Raw genomic sequence first — 18,777 nt, 5'->3', positions numbered from 1 at the left:
CGATGGCGAGCGTCGCCAGAGATCGCGCTGCCGTCAGGAGATGCCCACAGCTCTGAGCTTCCGGTGTCGACGGCCACAACCACCCCGGTCAACCCTCCGCACAATGACGGGGCGACCTTTCCAAGGGTCGGGCAAGGGAGAACCGGGGCGGGGGTTGGCACCTCCGCCTCTTTTTATGCCTGAACCGCTTTTGCCTGAACAGCTTTTGCCTGAACGGCTTTTACCTGAACCGCCCTGAGCGGCAGCGGCGGCGTCTCCCCAGTCTTCGCTCCGCTCAGTGGCTCCGCTCAGTGGCTGCACTCAGTGGCTTTGCTCAACGGCGGAACAGCCCGTTGAGGTACTGCTGGTTCACCCAGGGATCCTTGCAGCCGTTCTGGAACAGGAAGGTGGCCAGGGCGGAGGTGATCACGCTGTATTGATTCCAGTCGGGGTGCGTGTCCAGGAACTGGTGCATCCCGGCGAAGAGCAGTTCCGGCACCTCGGCCTCCAGGCTCACCGCAGCCGCCTCAGCCGGCTCCCCGCCCAGCGACGTCGCCTCGGTCTTCGAACCGCTCTCCTCGCCCCTGTCGCCATCCCTGGACATGCCCGTCTCCGCGCCAACGTTGGGGGCCCAGTAGGCCACACCGCCCCGGGCAGCGTCAAAGCCGTCGGCAAACGGCCGAACCATGCTCCTGCAGGCTGAGACTGTGGGCCTGCACAGTGATCTCCACGCCGACCGCCCTCACCCCTCCCGCTCCTGGCGTGGCTGGGCGGTTGCTGTCAAGCCGACTCTGAACAGATCCCCGAAATCCCCAGCCCAGGGCTCCCAGCCACGTCCATGGGCAGCGTTCTGTGGAAAAACCCCCTCAGAACGGGGGAAAACCCCCTCGAAATGGGGAAAGTCGAAACTGATCAGCACTGCTGATCCGTGGGGATTCTCCTGAGACCCCTCCGGGTCGAGACGGTTGAGCCAGGTCCCAGCCCTAGGAGCGACTTCCTCCGGAGCGCAGGGTTCGCGGCCCGAGCGGATGGTCGGCGTGGGGGTAGGGAGGGTGGTGATGATCGGCCCCAGGCTCATGGTCATGGCTGTGGTCATGGACCTGGCTGTGGTCATGGCTGGAGTTCGCCCCAGGGTTCGCTTCGGGGTTCGCCTGGGAGCTCGGCCCCCCGCCCAGGGGGACCGGCACGCCGTCGGGCTGGCAGGCCCCCGTGCACTCCCTGTCGCAGAGGTCGCACGACTCCGTCAGCCCTTCGACGTGATGGTGATGGCTGTGCTGGGGTGCGCCCACCTCGCTCTCGAAACCGAGGACCTGGGCGCGGTACTTGCAGAGGGAGCAGTTCATGTCGGTGTCCCCCCGCACCACCTCCTCCACCCGCTCCACGAAGGTGTCGAGCACGAGGGGATGGTCCCCGAGGTAGGAGGCCTTCAGGAAGGCCACATCGGGATGGTCCGCGGCCACCCGGTCGGTGTGCTGGAGGATCCGGCTGACCAGCACGCCGGAGAAGAGGAAGTACGGGAAGACCACGATGCGGCGGTAGCCGAGCCGCACCACATGGCGCAGACCGGGCTCCACCAGCGGGAAGGTGACCCCGGAGTAGAGGGTCTCGCCCCAGCCGAAGCCGAAGCCTTCGACCAGCATGCGGGTGACCTTCGCCACATTGGAATTGGCGTCGGGATCGGACGAGCCGCGCCCCACCACCACCAGCAGGGTCTCCGCCAGCGGGACAGGGCTGGGGTCGCGATCGAGGGCCTCGCGGATCCGCGCCCCGGCCGCCTGGATCATCTTGCGGTCGACCCCGAGCTCCCGGCCGTAGTCGATCGTCAGACCGGTCTCGGCGGCGTAGGTGTTGAGCACCGAGGGAATGTCGTTCTTGGCATGGCCAGCCGCGAAGAGCATGGCCGGCACCGCCAGCACGTGCTGCACCCCCCGGCGGCGCAGGGCCTCGAGGCCGTCGCGCAGGATCGGCAGGGCAAACTCGAGGTAGCCGTACTCCACCGGCACCGCGCCGAACCGCCCCTGCAGGCTCCGGGCCAGCGAGGCGAATTCGTTGACCGCCAGGCGGTTGCGGCTGCCATGGCCGCAGACCAGCACGCCGATGGGACCGTGGGGACCGACCAGGGATGGCGCGGGGGCAGGAGAACGCATGGGACCAGATGCCTCCAGCGACCCTATCCCCAGCCGCCACTGGGGCACCGAGGCACAGGGGCATCGGGGCATCGGGGCATCGGGCCCCAGGGGAAGACCGCGACAAGCCGACGCCGACCTGCCGCGCTGCCCGGCCCGGGGGGTTCCTGCACCAGCTGGGCCTGGGCTGATCCGGGTGAGGATGGACCCCTGTGGCCCGTCCGCACCCGATGGCACTGCGACTCCCCCCTTACCAGCAGCTGCCTCCCCCCCGATCCGGCGATCCCCTCATCGAGCTGCCCATCGCCAGCCTCCAGCCCACCCAGCTCTGCGTGGGGCTGGCCGAGGTGCGCAGCCGTCAGATCGACTTTCAGGCCGAGAACCGGGGAGAGCGGCGCCAGTACCTCGGCAGCAAGCCCGTACCCCTGGTGCGCAACGGCGCCGGGGAGGTCTGGATGGTCGACCGCCATCATCGGCTCAGGGCGCTGCTGGAGCTCCAGCCCGACGGCACGGCGTTCGGCTACGTGGTTCTGGAGCTGCCGACCACCGAGCGCGCTGAGGTGCTCGAGGAGCTCGCCCGTCGCGGCTGGCTGTACCTCTACGACGGACGCGGACTCGGTCCCCTCCATCCGGCCGTGCTGCCCCGCCAGCTCACCGGCCTCCAGGACGACCCCTACCGCAGCCTGGTGTGGAAACTCAAGAAGGAGGGGGTGATCGAACCGGCGCCCCTGATCCCCTTCCACGAATTCCGCTGGGGCGCCTGGCTGCGCAGCCGCTCGCTGCCGCCGTTCAGTTCGCTGCATCTCGATCCGGCCCTGCCGGCGGCCCGGGCCCTGGCCCGTTCGGCGGCGGCATCCCATCTGGCCGGCTGGAGAGGGCCGCGAGCCGGCGGCGGCGGTCGCTGAACCATGCCCACCTCGGCCGGGGTCCACGCCTTTCTGGTCCACTCCCCCCTGGCGGTCTTCGCCCTGTTGCTGGGGCTGAGCGTGGCGGTGCCGCCCCTGGCCCGGCGGCTCGGCCTGCCGGATCTGGTCGGCCTGCTCACGGCGGGGGTGCTGATCGGCCCCCACCTGCTCGGCTGGATCAGCAGCGAGAGCCCCACCGTCGAGCTGCTCTCCGACGTGGGGGTGATCTACCTGCTGTTCATCGCCGGGCTGGAGATCGATCTCGGCGAGTTCGCACGGATCCGACAGCGGTCGTTCCGCTTCGGCCTGCTCACCTTCAGCCTGCCCCTGATCGGCGGCATGGCCCTGGGGCTGGGGTATGGCTTCAGCCTGCTGAGCGCCGTGCTGCTGGGGTCGATCCTGGCCTCCCACACCCCGCTGGGCTACCCAATCGTCCGCAGCTACGGCGCCATGCGGGAGGAGTCGGTGATCGTGGCGATCGGCGGCACGATCTTCACCGACCTGGCGGCCCTGGTGCTGCTGGCGCTCTGCATGGGATTGAGCCGCGGGGAGCTCTCGGCCCCGGGCCTGCTGACCCTGCTGGCCAAGGTGGCGCTCTTCGTGGTCCTGGTGGTGCTGAGCATCACCCGACTGGGCCGCACCCTGGTGCGCCGCAGCGTGAACAACGACAGCCAGCTGTTCGTGGCGGCGCTGCTCGCCCTGTTCCTCGCTGCCCTCGGCGCCGAGCTCGCCGGGGTGGAGAAGATCGTGGGGGCCTTCCTGGCCGGTCTGGCGGTCAACAGGGTGCTGCCGGAGGGCCGGGTGAAGGAACAGGTGATCTTCGTGGGGGCCGCCCTGTTCATCCCCGTCTTCTTCATCGATCTGGGCCTGCTGCTCGACCTGCCCGCCTTCCTGCCCACGCTGCTCGGATCGCCCTTCGCCCTGGCCCTGATCGGCACCCTGATCGCGACCAAGGGGCTGGCCTCCTGGTGGGCCGGGCGGATCTACGGCTACGACGGCGCCCAGATCCTCACCCTCTGGTCCCTCTCCCTGCCCCAGGTGGCGGCCACGCTGGCGGCCACCTTCGTGGGCTTCCGGGCCGGCCTCCTGGACGGTGCGGTGCTCAACAGCGTGCTGGCGATGATGGTGGTGACCGCCACCCTCGGGCCCTACCTCACCGCCCGGGCCATGCCGCGCCTGGGGCGGCATGCCGCGGCGGCCCTGACGGCCGAGGCCGCCGGCCAGCTCGCCCTGGTGCGTCGTTCGCTCCGGGTGCTGGTGCCCGTTTCCAACCCGGCCACCGAGGCACCGCTGCTGGCCCTGGCCAGCCTGCTGATCGGCGGCGACGCCGACGACCGCGGCCAGGTGCTCCCCCTGGTGGTGGTCTCGCCCCGCCAGATCGCTGCCAACCAACCGGAGGGGACGGCGGCCACCCCCGCGGCGATGGCCACGGCCCTGGCCCGGGCCCGCAGCCTGCTGGATGCAGCCCTGGCCTTCACGGCCGCCGCCGCGGTGCCATGCCGGACCGTGCTGCGGGTGGACACCGACGTGGCGGGGGGCATTGCCCGGGCAGCCCTCGAACGGGGCACCGACTTGGTGGTGATGGGCCTGGCCCCTCCCGCCCGGCTGGGCCAGTGGCTGTTCGGGGATCTGGTGGATGCCACCTGCCGCCAGGTGTCCTGCCCGGTCGTGGTGGCCCGGTTGCTCGGAGATCCGAGCGGCCTTCGCCGCATCCTCGTGCCGATCAAGGACGTCACGGCCGGCGCCCTGGAACAGTTCCAGCTGGCTGAGCGGCTGGCCGCCGCCCTGGGGGGCAGTGTCACCCTTCTGCATGTCACCGACCCCCGCCACCGGGCCGACCAGCGTCAGCGGCTGCAGGAGCAGCTGAGCCGCTGGCAGCCGGGGGCCACCAGCTCGGGCCAGAGCGTGCCGATCAGCCTGGTGATCGACGACCGCCCCGGTGTCGAGGGCGGGATCGCCCGGGCCGCCGAGGGCCACGACCTGGTGATCCTGCGGTCCCAGCGGCGCTTGGTCGCAGGCCTGCCCATCCCCGCCAGCGACCGAATCGACCGGCTGGTGCGGCGGCTGACCCTGCCGCTGCTGGTGATCAGCGACCCGCTGCACTGAAACGGTCCCAGCCCCTGCGGCGCGTGGGCCCATCGCCCACTAAACCTGGACTGTGCAGCTCGTGCCCCCGATGCCTTACCAGCACATCCTCGTGCCGACGGATGGCTCCGACCTCTCCGGCAAGGCCGTGGAGCAGGCCGTGGACCTGGCCCGCCACCTCGGCGCTCACCTGAGCTTCCTGCATGTGCAGAGCAACTTTCCGATCTCCCTGGTGGGCGTCGGGGAGCTGGTGGACACGAGCACGGTCGAATCCCTGGTGCAGGCGGCGCGGGTGCAGGCGGATCAGATCCTCGAGGCCGCCCTGGCCACCGCCGCCGCCGCGGGTGTGCCCGCCCGCCGCATCAACCTGGTCAGCCCCCAGCCCTACCAGGCGATCGTGGACGAAGCGGCGGCGAAGGCGTGCGATCTGATCGTGATGGCCTCCCATGGTCGCCGGGGCATCACCGGGCTGCTGCTGGGGAGCGAGACCCAGCGGGTGCTGACCCACAGCCCCATCCCGGTGCTGGTGGTGCGTTGAGTGGGGCGCGGCGGCTCTAGGCGGCGGTTGTAGGAAGGGTCATCCCAGGAAACGCTGCCGGTGACGATGGATCCAGGCCTGGCCGCCTTCGGTTCCAGCCTCAGCGCCATCACCCTGGCCGAGCTGGGTGACAAGACCTTCTTCATGGCGCTGATCCTGGCGGTGCGCCATCGGCCGCGCTGGGTGTTCGTGGGCAGTTTTCTCGCCCTGGCCGCGGTCACCCTCATCTCCCTCGGGGTTGGCTACGGCCTGCGGGAACTGCTCCCGCCCCGCCTGCTGCCGTGGATCGCGGCCGTGCTGTTCCTGGGTTTCGGCATCAAGCTGCTGATCGACGCCCAGTCCTTGACCCCCGATGCCGCCCGGGAGGAAGCCAAGGAGGCTCAGGAGGCGGTCGACGCCGCGGAGGGTCAGCATCCGAGCGATCGGCCACTGGCCGTGATCTGGGAGGCCTTCGCCCTGGTGTTCATCGCGGAACTGGGCGACCGCACCCAGCTCACCACCATCTTTCTGGCCACGGCACCGGCGTTCACCTTCGCGGGCCTTCTCGCCGGCACCCTGGCGGGTCACGGGCTGGTGACGGCCCTGGCGGTGGGGGCGGGCAAGTGGATCGGGCAACGGGTGGATGAGCGTCTGATCTTCCGTCTCAGCGGCGGACTGTTCCTGCTGTTCGGCCTGGCGGCTCTCGGGCAGGCCCTGGGCTGACCCTTACGCTGCCCCTCACTGCGGGTGAGTTGGTGGTGGTCAAGGACGAGATCAGCCGGGCGGAGGAGCTTCAGGCCCTCGGCTGGACGGCGGAGGATGTGCGCCGCTACGAGGAGCTCTGGGAATACCGCCAGCGCTGGGGAGCGATCAACCTCGAACCGGAGGACCGGGCGTTCCTGCGCCGGGCCGAGGCCGCCCTGCCCAAGCGCCCCGCCAGCGGCAAGGGTGCCCAGAAGAAGACCCTCCAGGAGAAGTCCCATTACCGCTGGCTGGCGTTCCACCTCGACGCCATGAAGGCCAGCCCCGTGGAGCAGGATCTGGCCGAAGGCGAGGCCGGAGCCTGGCGGATCCTGCTGGAGCAGGAACTGCGGGTGCTCGATCACTACGAGCCGGTGCTCGGGCTCCCCGACACCCTCAAGGCCCGCGACCTGCAGCCCCTGCGCGAGCAGTGGATCGGCGAGGTGGCGGGAGACGCTCGCCTGCTGGAGTTCGACTTCGCAGCCCCCCTCGAGGAGCTGCGCCAGCGCGAGAGCACGAGCTGGAAGCCGCTGCGGGGCGAAGGCAACGACGACCGCCGCTATCCGGTCCTGGCCGGGGAGGCCGCCGAGAACTTCCGCCGCCACATCCACCAGGAACTGGCCCGCCAGATCCGCGCCAGCTTTCCCTCCCTGAAGGACAGCGGCAAGCCCGAACCCCCCGCTCCCTGAAGCGGGGGGAAGGCGACGGGACGCTCCGGTGATCTGGCGCTCAGGTGCTCAGGTGCTCAGCATCGCCGCCACCGTGAGCACCCCGAACACGCTGAGGATCGCCCCGCCACCCAGGATGATTCCCAACCAGAGCTGCCTTGCCCAGGGAGCGGGTTGATCGGCCAGCCAGGCGGGCCGGGGCACACCGGGGACCCAGGGATTGGCACCCGCCGGAGCCCGGCGGGAGGAGCTGTCCCGCCAGTAGGCGTCGTAGCGGGGGGCCTGCTGGTTGAACGGGCGCGCGCCCACGGACTGGCCGGCGAGGGTGCGGGAGCGCTGGTAGGGCACCCGGTCCTCGCCGAAGTGGGTGAGGTATTCGGGTGACGTGAGCAGCGCATCGACGAAGGCCGGCAGACCCTGTTCGGCGATCAGGATCGACCAGGCAATCCGCTCCTGCTCGCCGTAGACAGGCCGTCCGAGCACCCGGCCGACCAGCTGCTCGACGATGCGGTAGTTGCTGTTGCAGCGGTAGAAGTCCTGGCGGAACTTCTCGGAGAGCAGCAGACCTCGGATGAAGTCGCGCACCCGGATCTGACCGGAGCGCAACTGCGACTCCAGCACCGGATCGCGATCGCTGCGGAAGGCATGGAAGAAGATCTGGCGGTAGGCCTGTTCGATCTGGGCATCGAGGGCCGCCGGATCCTGCACGGCGGCGGCAGGAGCCTGGTGCGGCGACTCATCCGTGCCCGGCATGAAGTTGCGCACCCGCGCGTTGAGGGCCGTGGGCTTCACGTTCAGCAGGGGGAGGGGCATCAGTGCAGGGGAAGGGAGTCGCAGGGAAGGTATCCAGGGGGATCCGGGCTCAGCCGGCCCGGGCGCAAAAGCTCACACAGCGTGACCAGTCTTCATGGAGGTTTATGGAGCGCTCCCCGCTCGGCAGACTGCCCTCCCCCCACGGCCCGCCGCGACGCAGCCCTTGATGCAGCCGAGTACCTGGCACCCCCATCTCTGGCACCCCACCACCCAGGTGGCCCATGCCCCCGTGCCGCTCAAGGTTCTGCAGGCCCACGGCGCGACCCTGCAGCTCGCGGATGGCCGCCAGCTGATCGATGCGATCAGCAGCTGGTGGGTGACCCTGCACGGCCATGCCGAGCCCACGATCGCCGCGGCGATCGCGGCCCAGGCCCAGCAGCTGGAGCAGGTGATCTTCGCCAACTTCAGCCACGAGCCCGCCGAATCCCTGGCCGACCGCCTCAGCGCCCTCAGCGGCCTGGAGCGGCTGTTCTTCTCCGACAACGGATCCACCGCCGTGGAGGTGGCCCTCAAGATCGCCTGGCAGTGGTGGCGCAACCGGGGCGAAGCGCGCCATCGCCTGATTGCCTTCGAAGGCGCCTACCACGGCGACACGGTGGGGGCGATGGCCGTGGGGGCCCGCTCCATCTTCACGGCCCCGTTCGAGCCGCTGCTGTTCGATGTGGCCCGGGTGCCCTGGCCCCACACCTGCTGGCATGACGAGGGCGTGGAGGAGCGGGAGGCGGCGGCCCTCGCCGAACTGGAGCAGGCCCTGCAGACCCCCAGCGCCGCGGTGATCCTCGAACCGCTGATCCAGGGGGCGTCCGGCATGGCGATGGTGCGGCCCCCGTTCCTGCGGGCTGTGCAGGAGCGGGTGCGGGCGGCGGGCAGCCTGCTGATCGCCGACGAGGTGATGACCGGCTTCGGCCGCACGGGCAGCCTGTTCGCCTGCGAGCAGGCCGGGCTGCGGCCCGATCTGATGGCCCTGTCCAAGGGCCTCACGGGAGGCTTCCTGCCGATGGGCGTGACCCTGGCCAGCGAGCGGCTCTACCAGGGGTTCATCAGCGACGATCCGACGGCCACCTTTTTCCATGGCCACAGCTTCACCGCCAACCCCCTGGGCTGTGCGGCGGCCCTGGCCAGCCTCGATCGGCTGGAGGCCGACCCGGAGCGTTACACGCACTTCGAAGCCCGCCATCGCCCTCACCTCGAGCTCCTGAGCCACCACCCGCTGGTGCGCCGGCCGCGCTGCCTGGGAACCGTGGCCGCCTTCGAGGTGGCCGTGGATCAGCCGGGCTACCTGAATGCCGTGGGGCGACGGATCCAGCACCTCTGCCTGGAGCGGGGGGTGTACCTCCGCCCGCTCGGCAACGTGGTGTATCTGCTGCCGCCCCTCTGTCTCAGCGACGCCCAGCTGGAGCGCTGCTATGCCGCCATCGGCGCTGCCCTGGAAGCCTCACCAGGTTGAAGCGGTCGATCCGGTTGTTGGTTGTTCAGCGCCAGCGCCAGCGGCATGGCGCGTGTGCTGGGGCTCAAGCCAAGGGAATCGGGCCAAGGGAATCGGGGCGACAGGGATCCCCGTCGAGCTGCAGGGCGGGGTGGTTGGAGGCCCGCTTGCCCCCCACCCGCTCCCTGCCGGCGACGCGATCAGCCGCTGCTGAAGGTAACGGCTCAAGAGCAGCAGGCTGACCTTGACCGGCGGCTCAGGGGCTCAGGGTCAGGGGCTCAGGGTCAGGGGGGCGTTCCAGCAGCGGATCGCCGGCACCCCCCGGTACCAGGACAGAACCGTGAGGGTGGAGGTGTCGAGCAGGAAGTGCGCGCCGCCGGCGGTCGGCAGACCGATCCAGCGGGCACCCAGCACCCGCAGCACATGGCCGTGGGCGAACAGGGCGACCGGGCCATCCACAGCCCGGACCCGCTCGATGACCCGATCCACCCGTGCGCTGACGGCCTGGGGGGATTCCCCACCCGGACAGCCATCGCGGAACACCAGCCAGTCGGGCGTCTCCGTCCGGACCTCAGCCGGGGTGCGCCCCTCGTAGAGGCCGTAGTCCCACTCGAGGAGGTCGGGCTCGATCTGGGCGCCAGCCCCCAGGCCGGCCAGCTCGCAGGTTTCCCGCGCCCGTTGCAGGGGACTGCAGAGCACCTGGTGAAACTCCCGCCCCGCCAGCACCGGTGCCAGACCACGCGCCACCTCCCGCCCCCGCTCCGTGAGGGGGAGATCGGTGCGGCCGGTGTGCTGGCCGGAGAGACTCCAGGCTGTTTCGCCGTGGCGGATCAGCACCACCTCCGCCGGTCCTGCCTTGGCCATCAGCTCACCTCGCAGCCCATCGCCACCGGCAGGGGCTCCACCCCCCACACCCGCTCGGCGTACTCCCGGATGGCCCGATCCGAGCTGAAGTACCCGCTGCGGGCCGTGTTGAGGATCGACGCGCGCTGCCAGGCGGATGGATCGGCCCAGAGTCGCGAGGCGTCGTTCTGGCTGACCAGGTAGTCGGGCAGGTCGGCCAGCAGGAAGTAGGAGTCGCGGCCCACGATGTTCTGCACCAGCGGCCGGAACAGCTCTCCGTCGCCGTTGCTGAAGTGACCACGCTCGATCAGATCCAGGGCCTCACGCAGCAACGGCACCTTCTCCACCCATTCCCATGGACGGTAGTCGGAGCGAAGCTCGGCGATCTGCTCGGTGGTGTGACCGAACAGGAAGAAGTTGTCCGTGCCCACCTGCTGGCGGATTTCCACGTTGGCACCATCCAGGGTGCCGATCGTAAGGGCGCCATTGAGGGCGAACTTCATGTTGCCGGTGCCCGAGGCCTCCAGACCGGCCGTGGAGATCTGCTCGGAGAGGTCGGCGGCCGGATACACCCGCTCCCCCAGCTTGACGTTGTAATCGGCCAGAAACGCCACCCGCAGCAGGCCGCGGTTGTCGGGATCGGCGTTGATCGTCTCGGCGATGCCGCTGATGAAGCGGATGATCAGCTTCGCCATCCAGTAGCCAGGCGCCGCCTTGCCACCGAAGATCACCGTGCGGGGCACCATGCCCTCGGTTTCGCCGTGTTTGATCCGCAGGTACTGGAGCACCACCTGCAGGGCATTGAGATGCTGGCGCTTGTATTCATGAATGCGCTTCACCTGGATGTCGAACAGGGAGGTGGGATCCACCAGCACCTGCGACTGTTCAGCGATCACGCCGGCGAGCCGGCGCTTGCACGCGAGCTTGCAGGCCGCCCAGCGCTGCTGGAAACCGCTGTCGGTGGCGAGGGGCTCCAGCTGCCGCAGACGCTCGATGTGGGCCGGCCAGTCATCGCCCAAGGTTTCGCCCAGGAGCCGGGCGAGGGGCGGGTTGGCCAGGGCCAGCCAGCGCCGCGGGGTGACGCCGTTGGTCACGTTGGTGAACTTCCCGGGCCAGAGGGCGGCGAAGTCGGGGAAGAGATCGGTCTTCACCAGCTGGCTGTGGAGCGCTGCCACACCGTTGACGTGGTGCGCCGCCACGGTGGCCAGATGGGCCATGCGCACGGCCTTGGTGCCGTCCTCGTGAATGATCGACACCCGTCGCAGCAGATCCAGATCACCGGGTGCGTGCAGCCGCACCTGCTGCAGGAAGCGGGCGTTGATCTCGTAGATGATCTCCAGGTGCCGTGGCAGCAGGGAGCCGAACAGACCCACCTCCCAGCGTTCCAGCGCTTCCGGCAGCAGCGTGTGGTTGGTGTAGGCGATCGAGGCGGTGGTGATCGTCCAGGCTTCGTCCCAGCCGAGTCGGTGCTCATCCACGAGCAGCCGCATCAGCTCGGCCACGGCGATGGAGGGATGGGTGTCGTTCAGCTGCACGGTCCAGTGCTCGGCGAACGACTGCACCGGGGCTCCGCGCAGCGCGAGGGTGCGCAGCATGTCCTGCAGCGAGCAACTCACGAAGAAGTGCTGCTGCTCGAGCCGCAGCCGCTTGCCCTGGTCGGTGCCGTCGTTGGGGTACAGCACCTTGGAGAGGGTCTCGCTGGCCACCTTCTCCTGCACCGCGCGCTGGAAATCACCCTCGTTGAAGGCATGCACATCGAAGGATTCCGCCGCCACGGCACGCCACAGCCGGATCCTGTCGCAGCTGTTCACCCGGTAGCCCAGCACCGGCACGTCGTGGGGCACGCCGAGGGCACGGTGGGCCGGCAGCCAGCGCCGGCGCTCGGCACCCTGCTCATCGCCATAGCTCTCCACATGGCCGCCGAATCCCACGGACACGCTCTGCGCTGGATAGACCAGCTCCCACGGCCATCCCCCCTTGAGCCACTTGTCGGTGATCTCCACCTGCCAGCCGTCTCGGATCGCCTGATCGAAGATCCCGAACTCGTAGCGGATCCCATAGCCGCTGGCGGGAAACTCCAGACTGGCCAGTGACTCGAGGTAACAGGCGGCGAGGCGGCCAAGGCCGCCATTGCCCAGGCCGGGTTCCTCCTCCACGTCGAGCACCTGGTCCAGGCCTGGCCCGCCGAAGCGTCGCAGCGCTTCCGCCGCCTCCGCCTGCATGCCCAGCATCAGCAGGTTGTTGCCCAGCTGGGGGCCGATCAGGAATTCGGCCGAGAAGTAGGCCACAACCTTGGCTGACCCGGCACGCAGCTGATCCTTGGTGGCCAGATGGCGGGTCATCAGCCGATCGCGCACGGCATGGCTCAGGGCCATGTAGAGGTCGTGCACGCTGGCGCCTTCGGCCCGGGTCCCCAAGGTGTAAAAAAGATGTTCGGCCATGCCGTCGAACAGGTCGTTGGCGGTCAGACCGTTGCGCTGGGGATCGCCGTAGCTGGCGGGCACCGGGATGCCGTGGGGTACAGGGGAACTGCTGACCATGGCCGAGGGGCGATCCACACATCTCCACCCTGACCCGTCCAAAGCACAGTTGGTTAAGAAGGCATGAATGCGCGGCCCCGGGTTGATGAACGGACGGAGCGCGGCAGCGAGGTGGCGCAGCAGTGGGGTGGCGCGGCAGTGAGGTGCCGCGGTGATGTGTGGAACTCGCGACGATGGTGTCGGCGATGACAGGCCGGAGATCGCACGCGGAGTTGAACTGTCACTCAGCGCACTGGACGGTCCGGGCAACCATGGCCAGCTACACCATCACCCTCGATGACGGCCGCAGTTTCAGCTGCAGCGACGACACGTACATCCTCGACGCGGCCGAGGAGGCCGGCATCGACCTGCCCTTCTCCTGCCGCGCCGGTGCCTGCAGCACCTGCGCCGGCAAGGTGCTGAGCGGCAGCGTCGACCAAGCCGACCAGAGCTTCCTCGACGACGACCAGATCGCCGCCGGTTTCGCCCTGCTCTGCGTCAGCTACCCCCAGAGCGATTGCCAGATCCAGCCCGACATGGAAAACGAGCTCTGATCCCGGGCTGCACCGCACGATGACCCGCTTCCCGCACATGGCCCACGCTTGGTAGTGCTCGCCACAGCACGCCCCTGCTAGGCGGCAGCAGAACGGAAGCAGTTCCATCGCCGTCCGCGGCTTCCATGGCCGAATCCTTCCGCTCGAGCACCAGCCCCTGCCAGACCAGCAGCAGGGCCCTAGCCGAGGCCATGCAGCGGCATCTGTTCTTCAGCCAGGCGAAATCCCCATCCCTGGCCACCCGCCATGACCACTACCGCTGTCTGGCGCTGGCGGTGCGCGACCGGCTCCTGCACAACTGGGTGGACACGGCCGAGACCTACACCCAGGCCCAGGTGCGCACGGCGGTGTACTTGTCGGCCGAGTACCTGCTGGGGCCGCACCTCGACAACAACCTCGTCAACCTGGGGCTGCGGCAGGAAGCCGAACAGGCCTGCCACGAGCTGGGGCTGGACCTGGAGGAGCTGATCCGGGAGGAGCCCGAGCCGGGCCTGGGGAACGGCGGCCTGGGCCGGCTGGCGGCCTGTTTCCAGGAGTCGATGGCGACCCTCGAGCTCCCTGCCATCGGCTACGGCATCCGCTACGAATTCGGCATCTTCCGCCAGCAGATCACTACCCAGGGGCAGCAGGAGAGCACCGATTCCTGGCTGGCCCAGGGCAACCCCTGGGAAGTGATCCGCCCGGAGTGGAGCTACCCGGTGACCATCGGCAACCACACCGTGATCGGGGTGGCCTACGACACCCCGATCCTGGGCTACGGCGTTCGCACGACCAACACCCTGCGCCTCTGGGCGGCCTCGGCGCCCGAAGCCCTGGACTTCGCCTCCTTCAATGCCGGCGATTACACCAAGGCCGTGCTGCACAAGATGCAGTCGGAAACCCTCTCCAAGGTGCTCTACCCGAATGATGAGCCGGAACAGGGCAAACGCCTGCGCCTCTCCCAGCAGATCTTCTTCGTGAGCTGCTCCCTGCAGGACATGTTCCGCATCCTCAGGGGTCAGGGCCTTCCCGCCCGGGAGTTCCACCGCAAGTTCGCCGTTCAGCTCAACGACACCCACCCGGCCATCGCGGTGGCCGAGCTGATGCGTCTGCTGCTCGATGAGCACCGGCTCGACTGGGACACCGCCTGGGGGGTGACGACGGCCAGCCTCAGCTACACCAACCACACCCTGCTGCCCGAAGCCCTCGAGACCTGGGGGATCGACCTCTTCCAGCAGCTGCTGCCCCGGCAGCTGGAGATCATCTATGAGATCAATGCCCGCTTTCTGCGCATGGCCCGGATCCGCTATCCGGGTCAGCCCGACAAGCTCGCCCGGCTCTCCCTGATCGAGGAAGGTCCGCATCGGAAGGTGCGCATGGCCAATCTGGCCGTGGTGGGCTGCCACCACACCAATGGCGTGGCCGAGCTGCACAGCGAACTGCTGCGCCGCCACGTGCTCGCCGACTTCGCCGAACTCTGGCCGGATCGTTTCACCAACGTGACCAACGGCGTCACCCCGCGCCGTTGGATGGCCGTGGCCAATCCGGCCCTGGCCAACCTGCTCGACGACGTCATCGGCTCCCACTGGCGCCGCGATCTCACCCATCTGCAGGCCCTCGGGAAGCACACCGGCGACGACGCCTTCCTGCAGCGCTGGCGCGGGGTGCGGGATGCCTCCAAGCAGCGACTGGTGCAGCACATTCACCAGACCCAGGGCATCCTCCTCGACCACAGCTCCCTGTTTGACGTGCAGGTGAAGCGCATCCACGAGTACAAGCGCCAGCACCTGGCCGCCCTGCACGTGGTGGAGCGCTACCTGAGGCTCCGCAACGGCGAGGACCTTCCCCCGCGCACGGTGATCTTCGGCGGCAAGGCCGCCCCGGGTTACGCGATGGCCAAGCTGATCATCCGGCTGATCGTGGGCATCGCCGAGATCGTGAACATGGATCCGGCCATGGCCGGACGCCTGCGGGTGGTGTTCGTGCCCAATTTCAGCGTCAGCCTGGGGCAGCTGATCTATCCGGCCGTGGATCTCTCCGAGCAGATCTCCACGGCGGGCAAGGAAGCCTCTGGCACCGGGAACATGAAGATGGCCCTCAACGGGGCCCTCACCATCGGCACCCTGGATGGGGCCAACATCGAGATCCGGGATCAGGTCGGCGCCGACAACTTCTTCCTGTTCGGCCACACGGCCGAGCAGATCCACGAGTTCGATCGGATGGGCTACCACCCGATGCCCTGGATCGAGAAGGATCCGATCGTCCGTGAAGTGATCGAGCTGATCGGCTCCGGACACTTCAGCGAGGGAGACCGGGACCTGTTCCATCCCCTGCTGGCCAACCTGACCAGCCATGACCCCTTCAAGGTGATGGCCGACATCGGCGATTACCGCCAGGCCCAGAACCACGTCGATGCCTGCTGGCAGGACCCCAGCCGCTGGGCCCGGATGTCCGTGGCCAACACGATGGGCTGCGGCTTCTTCTCCAGCGACCGCTCGATCCAGGAATACGCCGAGCGCATCTGGAAGGTCGCACCGGTGCCGGTGGAGGCCACCACCCGCAGCCTCTGAGCAGACACCCGGAGGCCAGCCAGAGGCCACCTCGAGAGCACGCCCAGGCCACGTTGAATGGGGGAATGGAGCACCCCCATTCCCCCCCCCTGGTGCTGGTGCACGGGCTGCTCGATCGCCCCACGGTGTTCAACCGGCTCAAGCAGCGCCTCGGCGGGCAGCGGGAACCGCTGCTGATTCCAGCCCTGCCGCTGCGGCTGGGGGCCACCCCGGTGACCGAGGCCGCCGCCCTGCTGGGCAGCCACATCGAGGCCGCCTTCGGCCTGGAGCAGCGGGTGGACCTGCTGGGCTTCTCCATCGGCGGGGTGATCTGCCGCGCCTGGATCCAGCTGCTGGGCGGGCACCGGCGGACCCGCCGCTTCATCAGCGTCGGCAGTCCCCAGCAGGGCACCCTCACGGCCCTGCCCTGGCCGCGGCGGATCACCGCCGGGATCGCCGATCTCAAGTGGGGCAGCCCCCTCCTGGAGCGCCTCAACGGCGATCTGGCGACCCTCGAGACGGTGGAGTGCTGCAGCTTCTATTCCGTGGTCGATCTGGCGATCGTGCCGGGCTGGCGGGCGGTGCTGCCGGTCGGTCCCCGCCACAGACTGCCGGTGCTGACCCACCCCCAGCTGCTCCGCGATCCCCTGGCCCTGGCACCGCTGGCGGAGGAACTGCTCAGGCCCTGAACCCGCCTAGCATGGTGGCGCCCAGGGAGACAGGCCGATGGACTGGCTTGCCGTTTCCCTCGTGGGGCGCTGGATGATCGGCTGGCCGTTGAGCCTGTGGCTGCCGGTGTTGCCCGCCGCCGATGGAGACGGCGCTACCGCCAACGACGACTACTCGGCCTCGGTCTCGGTGCTCATCCCGGCCCGCAATGAGGCCGCGACACTGCCCAAGCTGCTGCAGGCTCTGGCTGCGCAGACGCTTCGCCCTCAGGAGGTGATCGTCATCGACGACCACTCCAGCGATGCAACGGCCGCGATCGGCAGGACAGCGGGGGTGCGGGTGCTGCAGCCGCCGCCCCTGCCGCGGGGCTGGTGCGGCAAGACCTGGGCCCTCCACCAGGGGGTCCAGGCCTGCAGCGGAGAGCGCCTGGTCTTCCTCGATGCCGACACCGAGCCCGCCCCGGACTTCCTCGCCAGCCTGCTGGCGGCCCTGCGGACCTACGGCGGCCTGGTCTCCGTGCAGCCCTACCACCGGACGGAGCGGCCCTACGAACAGCTCTCGATGCTCTTCAATCTGGTGGGCCTGATGGCCGTGCCCCTGGGGCCCGGTGGGGGGGTGGCCTTCGGACCGGCCATGGCCACCAGCCGGGCCGACTACCTGCGCATCGGCGGCCATGCCGCCGTGGCCGACAAGGTGGTGGAGGACTGGTTCCTGGCCCACCTCTACCAGCGGGCCGACCTGCCCGTGAGCGCCTGGATCGGGATGGGGCGGATCGCATACCGCATGTATCCCGGCGGAATCGCCGACCTGGTGAGCGGCTTCAACAAGAACTTCGCCACCGCGGCGGGGGAGGTCCGCTGGCCCTGGATGCTGGGCGTGCTGCTGTGGCTCTCGGGGCTGTTCTGGGCCGCCTGGTGCCTGCCGGCCTCCCTGCTGGGCTGGCCGATGATCGGGGACCCGGCCCTGCTGCCCAACCTGGTTCTCTATGCGGCCTTCGCCATCCAGCTGCTGGTGATCACCCGGCGGGTGGGCCGCTTCAGCTGGATCAACCTGGTCTTCCCCATCCCGGTGCTGTTCTTCCTGGGGGTGTTCCTGCTGGCGATCCTCAACCTGGAGCGGGGTCAGGTGCGCTGGAAGGGCCGCAGCGTGCCCACCCGCTGATGGGGATCGACCCCCTGCTGAGCAGTGGCCTGGGCTGGCTGGCCTGGTCGGTGCTGGTGGGAGGGCTGGCCAACCGGGTTCCGGCCAGGGTGCTGGCCGGGAATCCGGCGCTGCCCGGCCGGCCCCGCGGCCGGTGCTCCCGGCAGGAGAGGCTGCGGCGGTTCGAGCAGCAGCTGGCGATCCGCGCCTGGAAAGGCTGGCTGCCGGATGCCGGAGGAGCCCTGCCCGGAGGCATCCCCAAGGCCCGGCTGGTGGGCCGGGATCGCGACGGGCTGGAGCGGCTGGTCGTCGAGACCCGTCGGGCTGAGCTGGTGCACCTGGCGCTGTGGCCGTTCTGGCTGGTGACGGCCCTCTGGCTGCCCCCGCTGGGCGTGGTGATCAACCTGGTGTTCGCCACCCTCTTCAATCTCCCCTGCATCGCCCTGCAGCGCTACAACCGGCTGCGGCTGGAGCGGCTGCTGGAGCGGTGGGACGGTACCCCTCAGGCCGGGGGGGACTTCCCGGTTCCCGGCAGGGTCAGGGGCCGAGGACCCCGGCCTTGAGGAGCAGCTCCACCGCGAGGCCCTCGTCCTCGGCGTGGCGGGCCAGCCGCACCACATGGGGGCCAGCCTCCAGGCAGAAGCCATCCTGGCGGGGATCGAAGTAGGCCAGCCGCCGCAGGGGAATCCCCAGCGTCACCCGCCGCTGCTCCCCGGGCGCCAGCTGGTCCAGGCGGGTGAACCCCGCCAGGAGCCGGGCGGGCCGCTCCAGCAGCCTGCCGGGGGGATCCACGTACACCTGCACCACCTCGTCGGCCGCCATCGGCCCGCGATTGGCCACGGTGAAGTCCAGCTGCAGGCTGCCGCCCTCCGCCCCCCCGGCCTCGACCTGCGCCGTGAGATCCCCATACGCGACGTGGCTGTAGGACAAGCCGAAGCCGAAGGGGAAGGCGGCGGCATGGCCGTCGCGCCGCAGCCGCCTGTAACCGTGCCAGAGGTCGTAGGTGACCCGGCAAGCCCGGGGATCGAACGGTGGCAGGTGGGTGGCGTCCGTCGGCAGGGCATAGGGGAGCCGGCCCGAGGGCGAGACCCGGCCATCGAGCACATCGGCCAGGGCGTGCCCCCCCTGCTCACCGGGATAGCCCAGCAGCACGATCGCGGGCACCGCCTGCCGCCAGGGCTCCATGAGGATCGCCCCGCCGCCCATCAGCACCACCACCGTGCGCGGATTGGCCGCCACCACGGCCCGGATCAGCTGCTGCTGG

At 69.5% G+C, this 18,777-nt stretch carries 17 protein-coding genes; 11 read left to right on the top strand and 6 right to left on the bottom strand.

The annotated features are described in order from the left end of the window. Nucleotides 1-313 precede the first annotated feature (313 nt). Nucleotides 314-667, bottom strand: a complete 354-nt coding sequence (locus tag ACLNEE_RS13470; protein WP_411422047.1) for a DUF2811 domain-containing protein — start codon at nucleotides 665-667, stop codon at nucleotides 314-316. 295 nt (nucleotides 668-962) lie between these two features. After that, complete coding sequence (locus tag ACLNEE_RS13465; RefSeq protein ID WP_411422046.1) at nucleotides 963-2,126, bottom strand: sirohydrochlorin chelatase; 1,164 nt, start codon at nucleotides 2,124-2,126, stop codon at nucleotides 963-965. A gap of 209 nt (nucleotides 2,127-2,335) precedes the next feature. On the opposite strand from ACLNEE_RS13465, the gene ACLNEE_RS13460 reads away from it, so the two are divergent. From ACLNEE_RS13460 to ACLNEE_RS13440, 5 genes are all read left to right on the top strand, one after another. Then, nucleotides 2,336-3,010: a ParB-like protein gene (locus ACLNEE_RS13460; RefSeq protein WP_411422045.1), complete on the top strand. Its 675-nt coding sequence runs from the start codon at nucleotides 2,336-2,338 to the stop codon at nucleotides 3,008-3,010. A 3-nt stretch (nucleotides 3,011-3,013) separates the two neighbouring features. Beyond that, entirely contained in the window at nucleotides 3,014-5,116 is a 2,103-nt protein-coding gene (locus tag ACLNEE_RS13455; protein WP_411422044.1) for a cation:proton antiporter domain-containing protein, read from the top strand. 70 nt (nucleotides 5,117-5,186) lie between these two features. Next, the gene (locus tag ACLNEE_RS13450; protein ID WP_412007220.1) at nucleotides 5,187-5,633 is read left to right on the top strand and encodes a universal stress protein; all 447 of its coding nucleotides are present in this window, start codon (nucleotides 5,187-5,189) and stop codon (nucleotides 5,631-5,633) included. A gap of 66 nt (nucleotides 5,634-5,699) precedes the next feature. After that, complete coding sequence (locus tag ACLNEE_RS13445) at nucleotides 5,700-6,335, top strand: TMEM165/GDT1 family protein (protein ID WP_411422079.1); 636 nt, start codon at nucleotides 5,700-5,702, stop codon at nucleotides 6,333-6,335. 35 nt (nucleotides 6,336-6,370) lie between these two features. Then, complete coding sequence (locus tag ACLNEE_RS13440; RefSeq protein WP_411422042.1) at nucleotides 6,371-7,042, top strand: hypothetical protein; 672 nt, start codon at nucleotides 6,371-6,373, stop codon at nucleotides 7,040-7,042. A 48-nt stretch (nucleotides 7,043-7,090) separates the two neighbouring features. Here the strand turns inward: ACLNEE_RS13440 and ACLNEE_RS13435 are convergent, their stop codons facing one another. After that, nucleotides 7,091-7,834 (bottom strand): phycobilisome rod-core linker polypeptide, encoded by a 744-nt coding sequence (locus tag ACLNEE_RS13435; RefSeq protein ID WP_412007219.1) that lies wholly within the window; start codon nucleotides 7,832-7,834, stop codon nucleotides 7,091-7,093. Between the two features lie 166 nt (nucleotides 7,835-8,000). Between ACLNEE_RS13435 and bioA the strand changes: the two genes are divergently transcribed. Next, the gene (gene bioA, locus ACLNEE_RS13430) at nucleotides 8,001-9,281 is read left to right on the top strand and encodes an adenosylmethionine--8-amino-7-oxononanoate transaminase (RefSeq protein WP_411422040.1); all 1,281 of its coding nucleotides are present in this window, start codon (nucleotides 8,001-8,003) and stop codon (nucleotides 9,279-9,281) included. A 249-nt stretch (nucleotides 9,282-9,530) separates the two neighbouring features. Here the strand turns inward: bioA and ACLNEE_RS13425 are convergent, their stop codons facing one another. Both ACLNEE_RS13425 and ACLNEE_RS13420 read right to left on the bottom strand, forming a co-directional pair. Then, nucleotides 9,531-10,124, bottom strand: coding sequence for a histidine phosphatase family protein (locus ACLNEE_RS13425; protein WP_411422039.1), 594 nt, complete (start codon nucleotides 10,122-10,124; stop codon nucleotides 9,531-9,533). Continuing rightward, nucleotides 10,124-12,643, bottom strand: a complete 2,520-nt coding sequence (locus ACLNEE_RS13420) for a glycogen/starch/alpha-glucan phosphorylase (RefSeq protein WP_411422038.1) — start codon at nucleotides 12,641-12,643, stop codon at nucleotides 10,124-10,126. Before ACLNEE_RS13420 ends, ACLNEE_RS13425 begins: the two co-directional genes overlap by 1 nt. Nucleotides 12,644-12,894: 251 nt before the next feature. Between ACLNEE_RS13420 and ACLNEE_RS13415 the strand changes: the two genes are divergently transcribed. The 5 genes from ACLNEE_RS13415 to ACLNEE_RS13395 all read left to right on the top strand — a co-directional run bounded on the left by ACLNEE_RS13415 (nucleotide 12,895) and on the right by ACLNEE_RS13395 (nucleotide 18,076). Continuing rightward, on the top strand, nucleotides 12,895-13,176 hold the full coding sequence (locus ACLNEE_RS13415; RefSeq protein WP_411422078.1) for a 2Fe-2S iron-sulfur cluster-binding protein: 282 nt from the start codon (nucleotides 12,895-12,897) through the stop codon (nucleotides 13,174-13,176). Nucleotides 13,177-13,301: 125 nt separating this feature from the next. Then, a complete protein-coding gene (locus tag ACLNEE_RS13410; protein ID WP_411422037.1) occupies nucleotides 13,302-15,725 on the top strand; it encodes a glycogen/starch/alpha-glucan phosphorylase in 2,424 nt (807 codons plus the stop codon). Between the two features lie 65 nt (nucleotides 15,726-15,790). Then, nucleotides 15,791-16,393 carry an esterase/lipase family protein gene (locus ACLNEE_RS13405; protein ID WP_411422036.1) on the top strand — a complete coding sequence of 201 codons (603 nt, stop codon included), beginning with the start codon at nucleotides 15,791-15,793 and terminating at the stop codon, nucleotides 16,391-16,393. A gap of 37 nt (nucleotides 16,394-16,430) precedes the next feature. Then, nucleotides 16,431-17,534 (top strand): glycosyltransferase family 2 protein, encoded by a 1,104-nt coding sequence (locus tag ACLNEE_RS13400; RefSeq protein ID WP_411422035.1) that lies wholly within the window; start codon nucleotides 16,431-16,433, stop codon nucleotides 17,532-17,534. Then, a complete protein-coding gene (locus ACLNEE_RS13395) occupies nucleotides 17,534-18,076 on the top strand; it encodes a glycosyl-4,4'-diaponeurosporenoate acyltransferase CrtO family protein (protein ID WP_411422034.1) in 543 nt (180 codons plus the stop codon). The genes ACLNEE_RS13400 and ACLNEE_RS13395 overlap by 1 nt, the downstream gene beginning before the upstream one ends. Here ACLNEE_RS13395 and ACLNEE_RS13390 read toward each other — a convergent pair. Then, nucleotides 18,051-18,777: glycoside hydrolase family 3 C-terminal domain-containing protein (locus tag ACLNEE_RS13390; RefSeq protein WP_412007218.1), on the bottom strand; the 727-nt coding region annotated here is incomplete at its 5' end. The genes ACLNEE_RS13395 and ACLNEE_RS13390 overlap by 26 nt on opposite strands.

This window comes from Aphanothece stagnina RSMan2012 (genome assembly GCF_046764815.1).
Classification (GTDB): Bacteria; Cyanobacteriota; Cyanobacteriia; order PCC-6307; family Cyanobiaceae; genus NIES-981.
The sequence above is the reverse complement of the archived record's forward strand: the minus strand, read 5'-3'. Positions and strand labels throughout refer to the sequence as shown.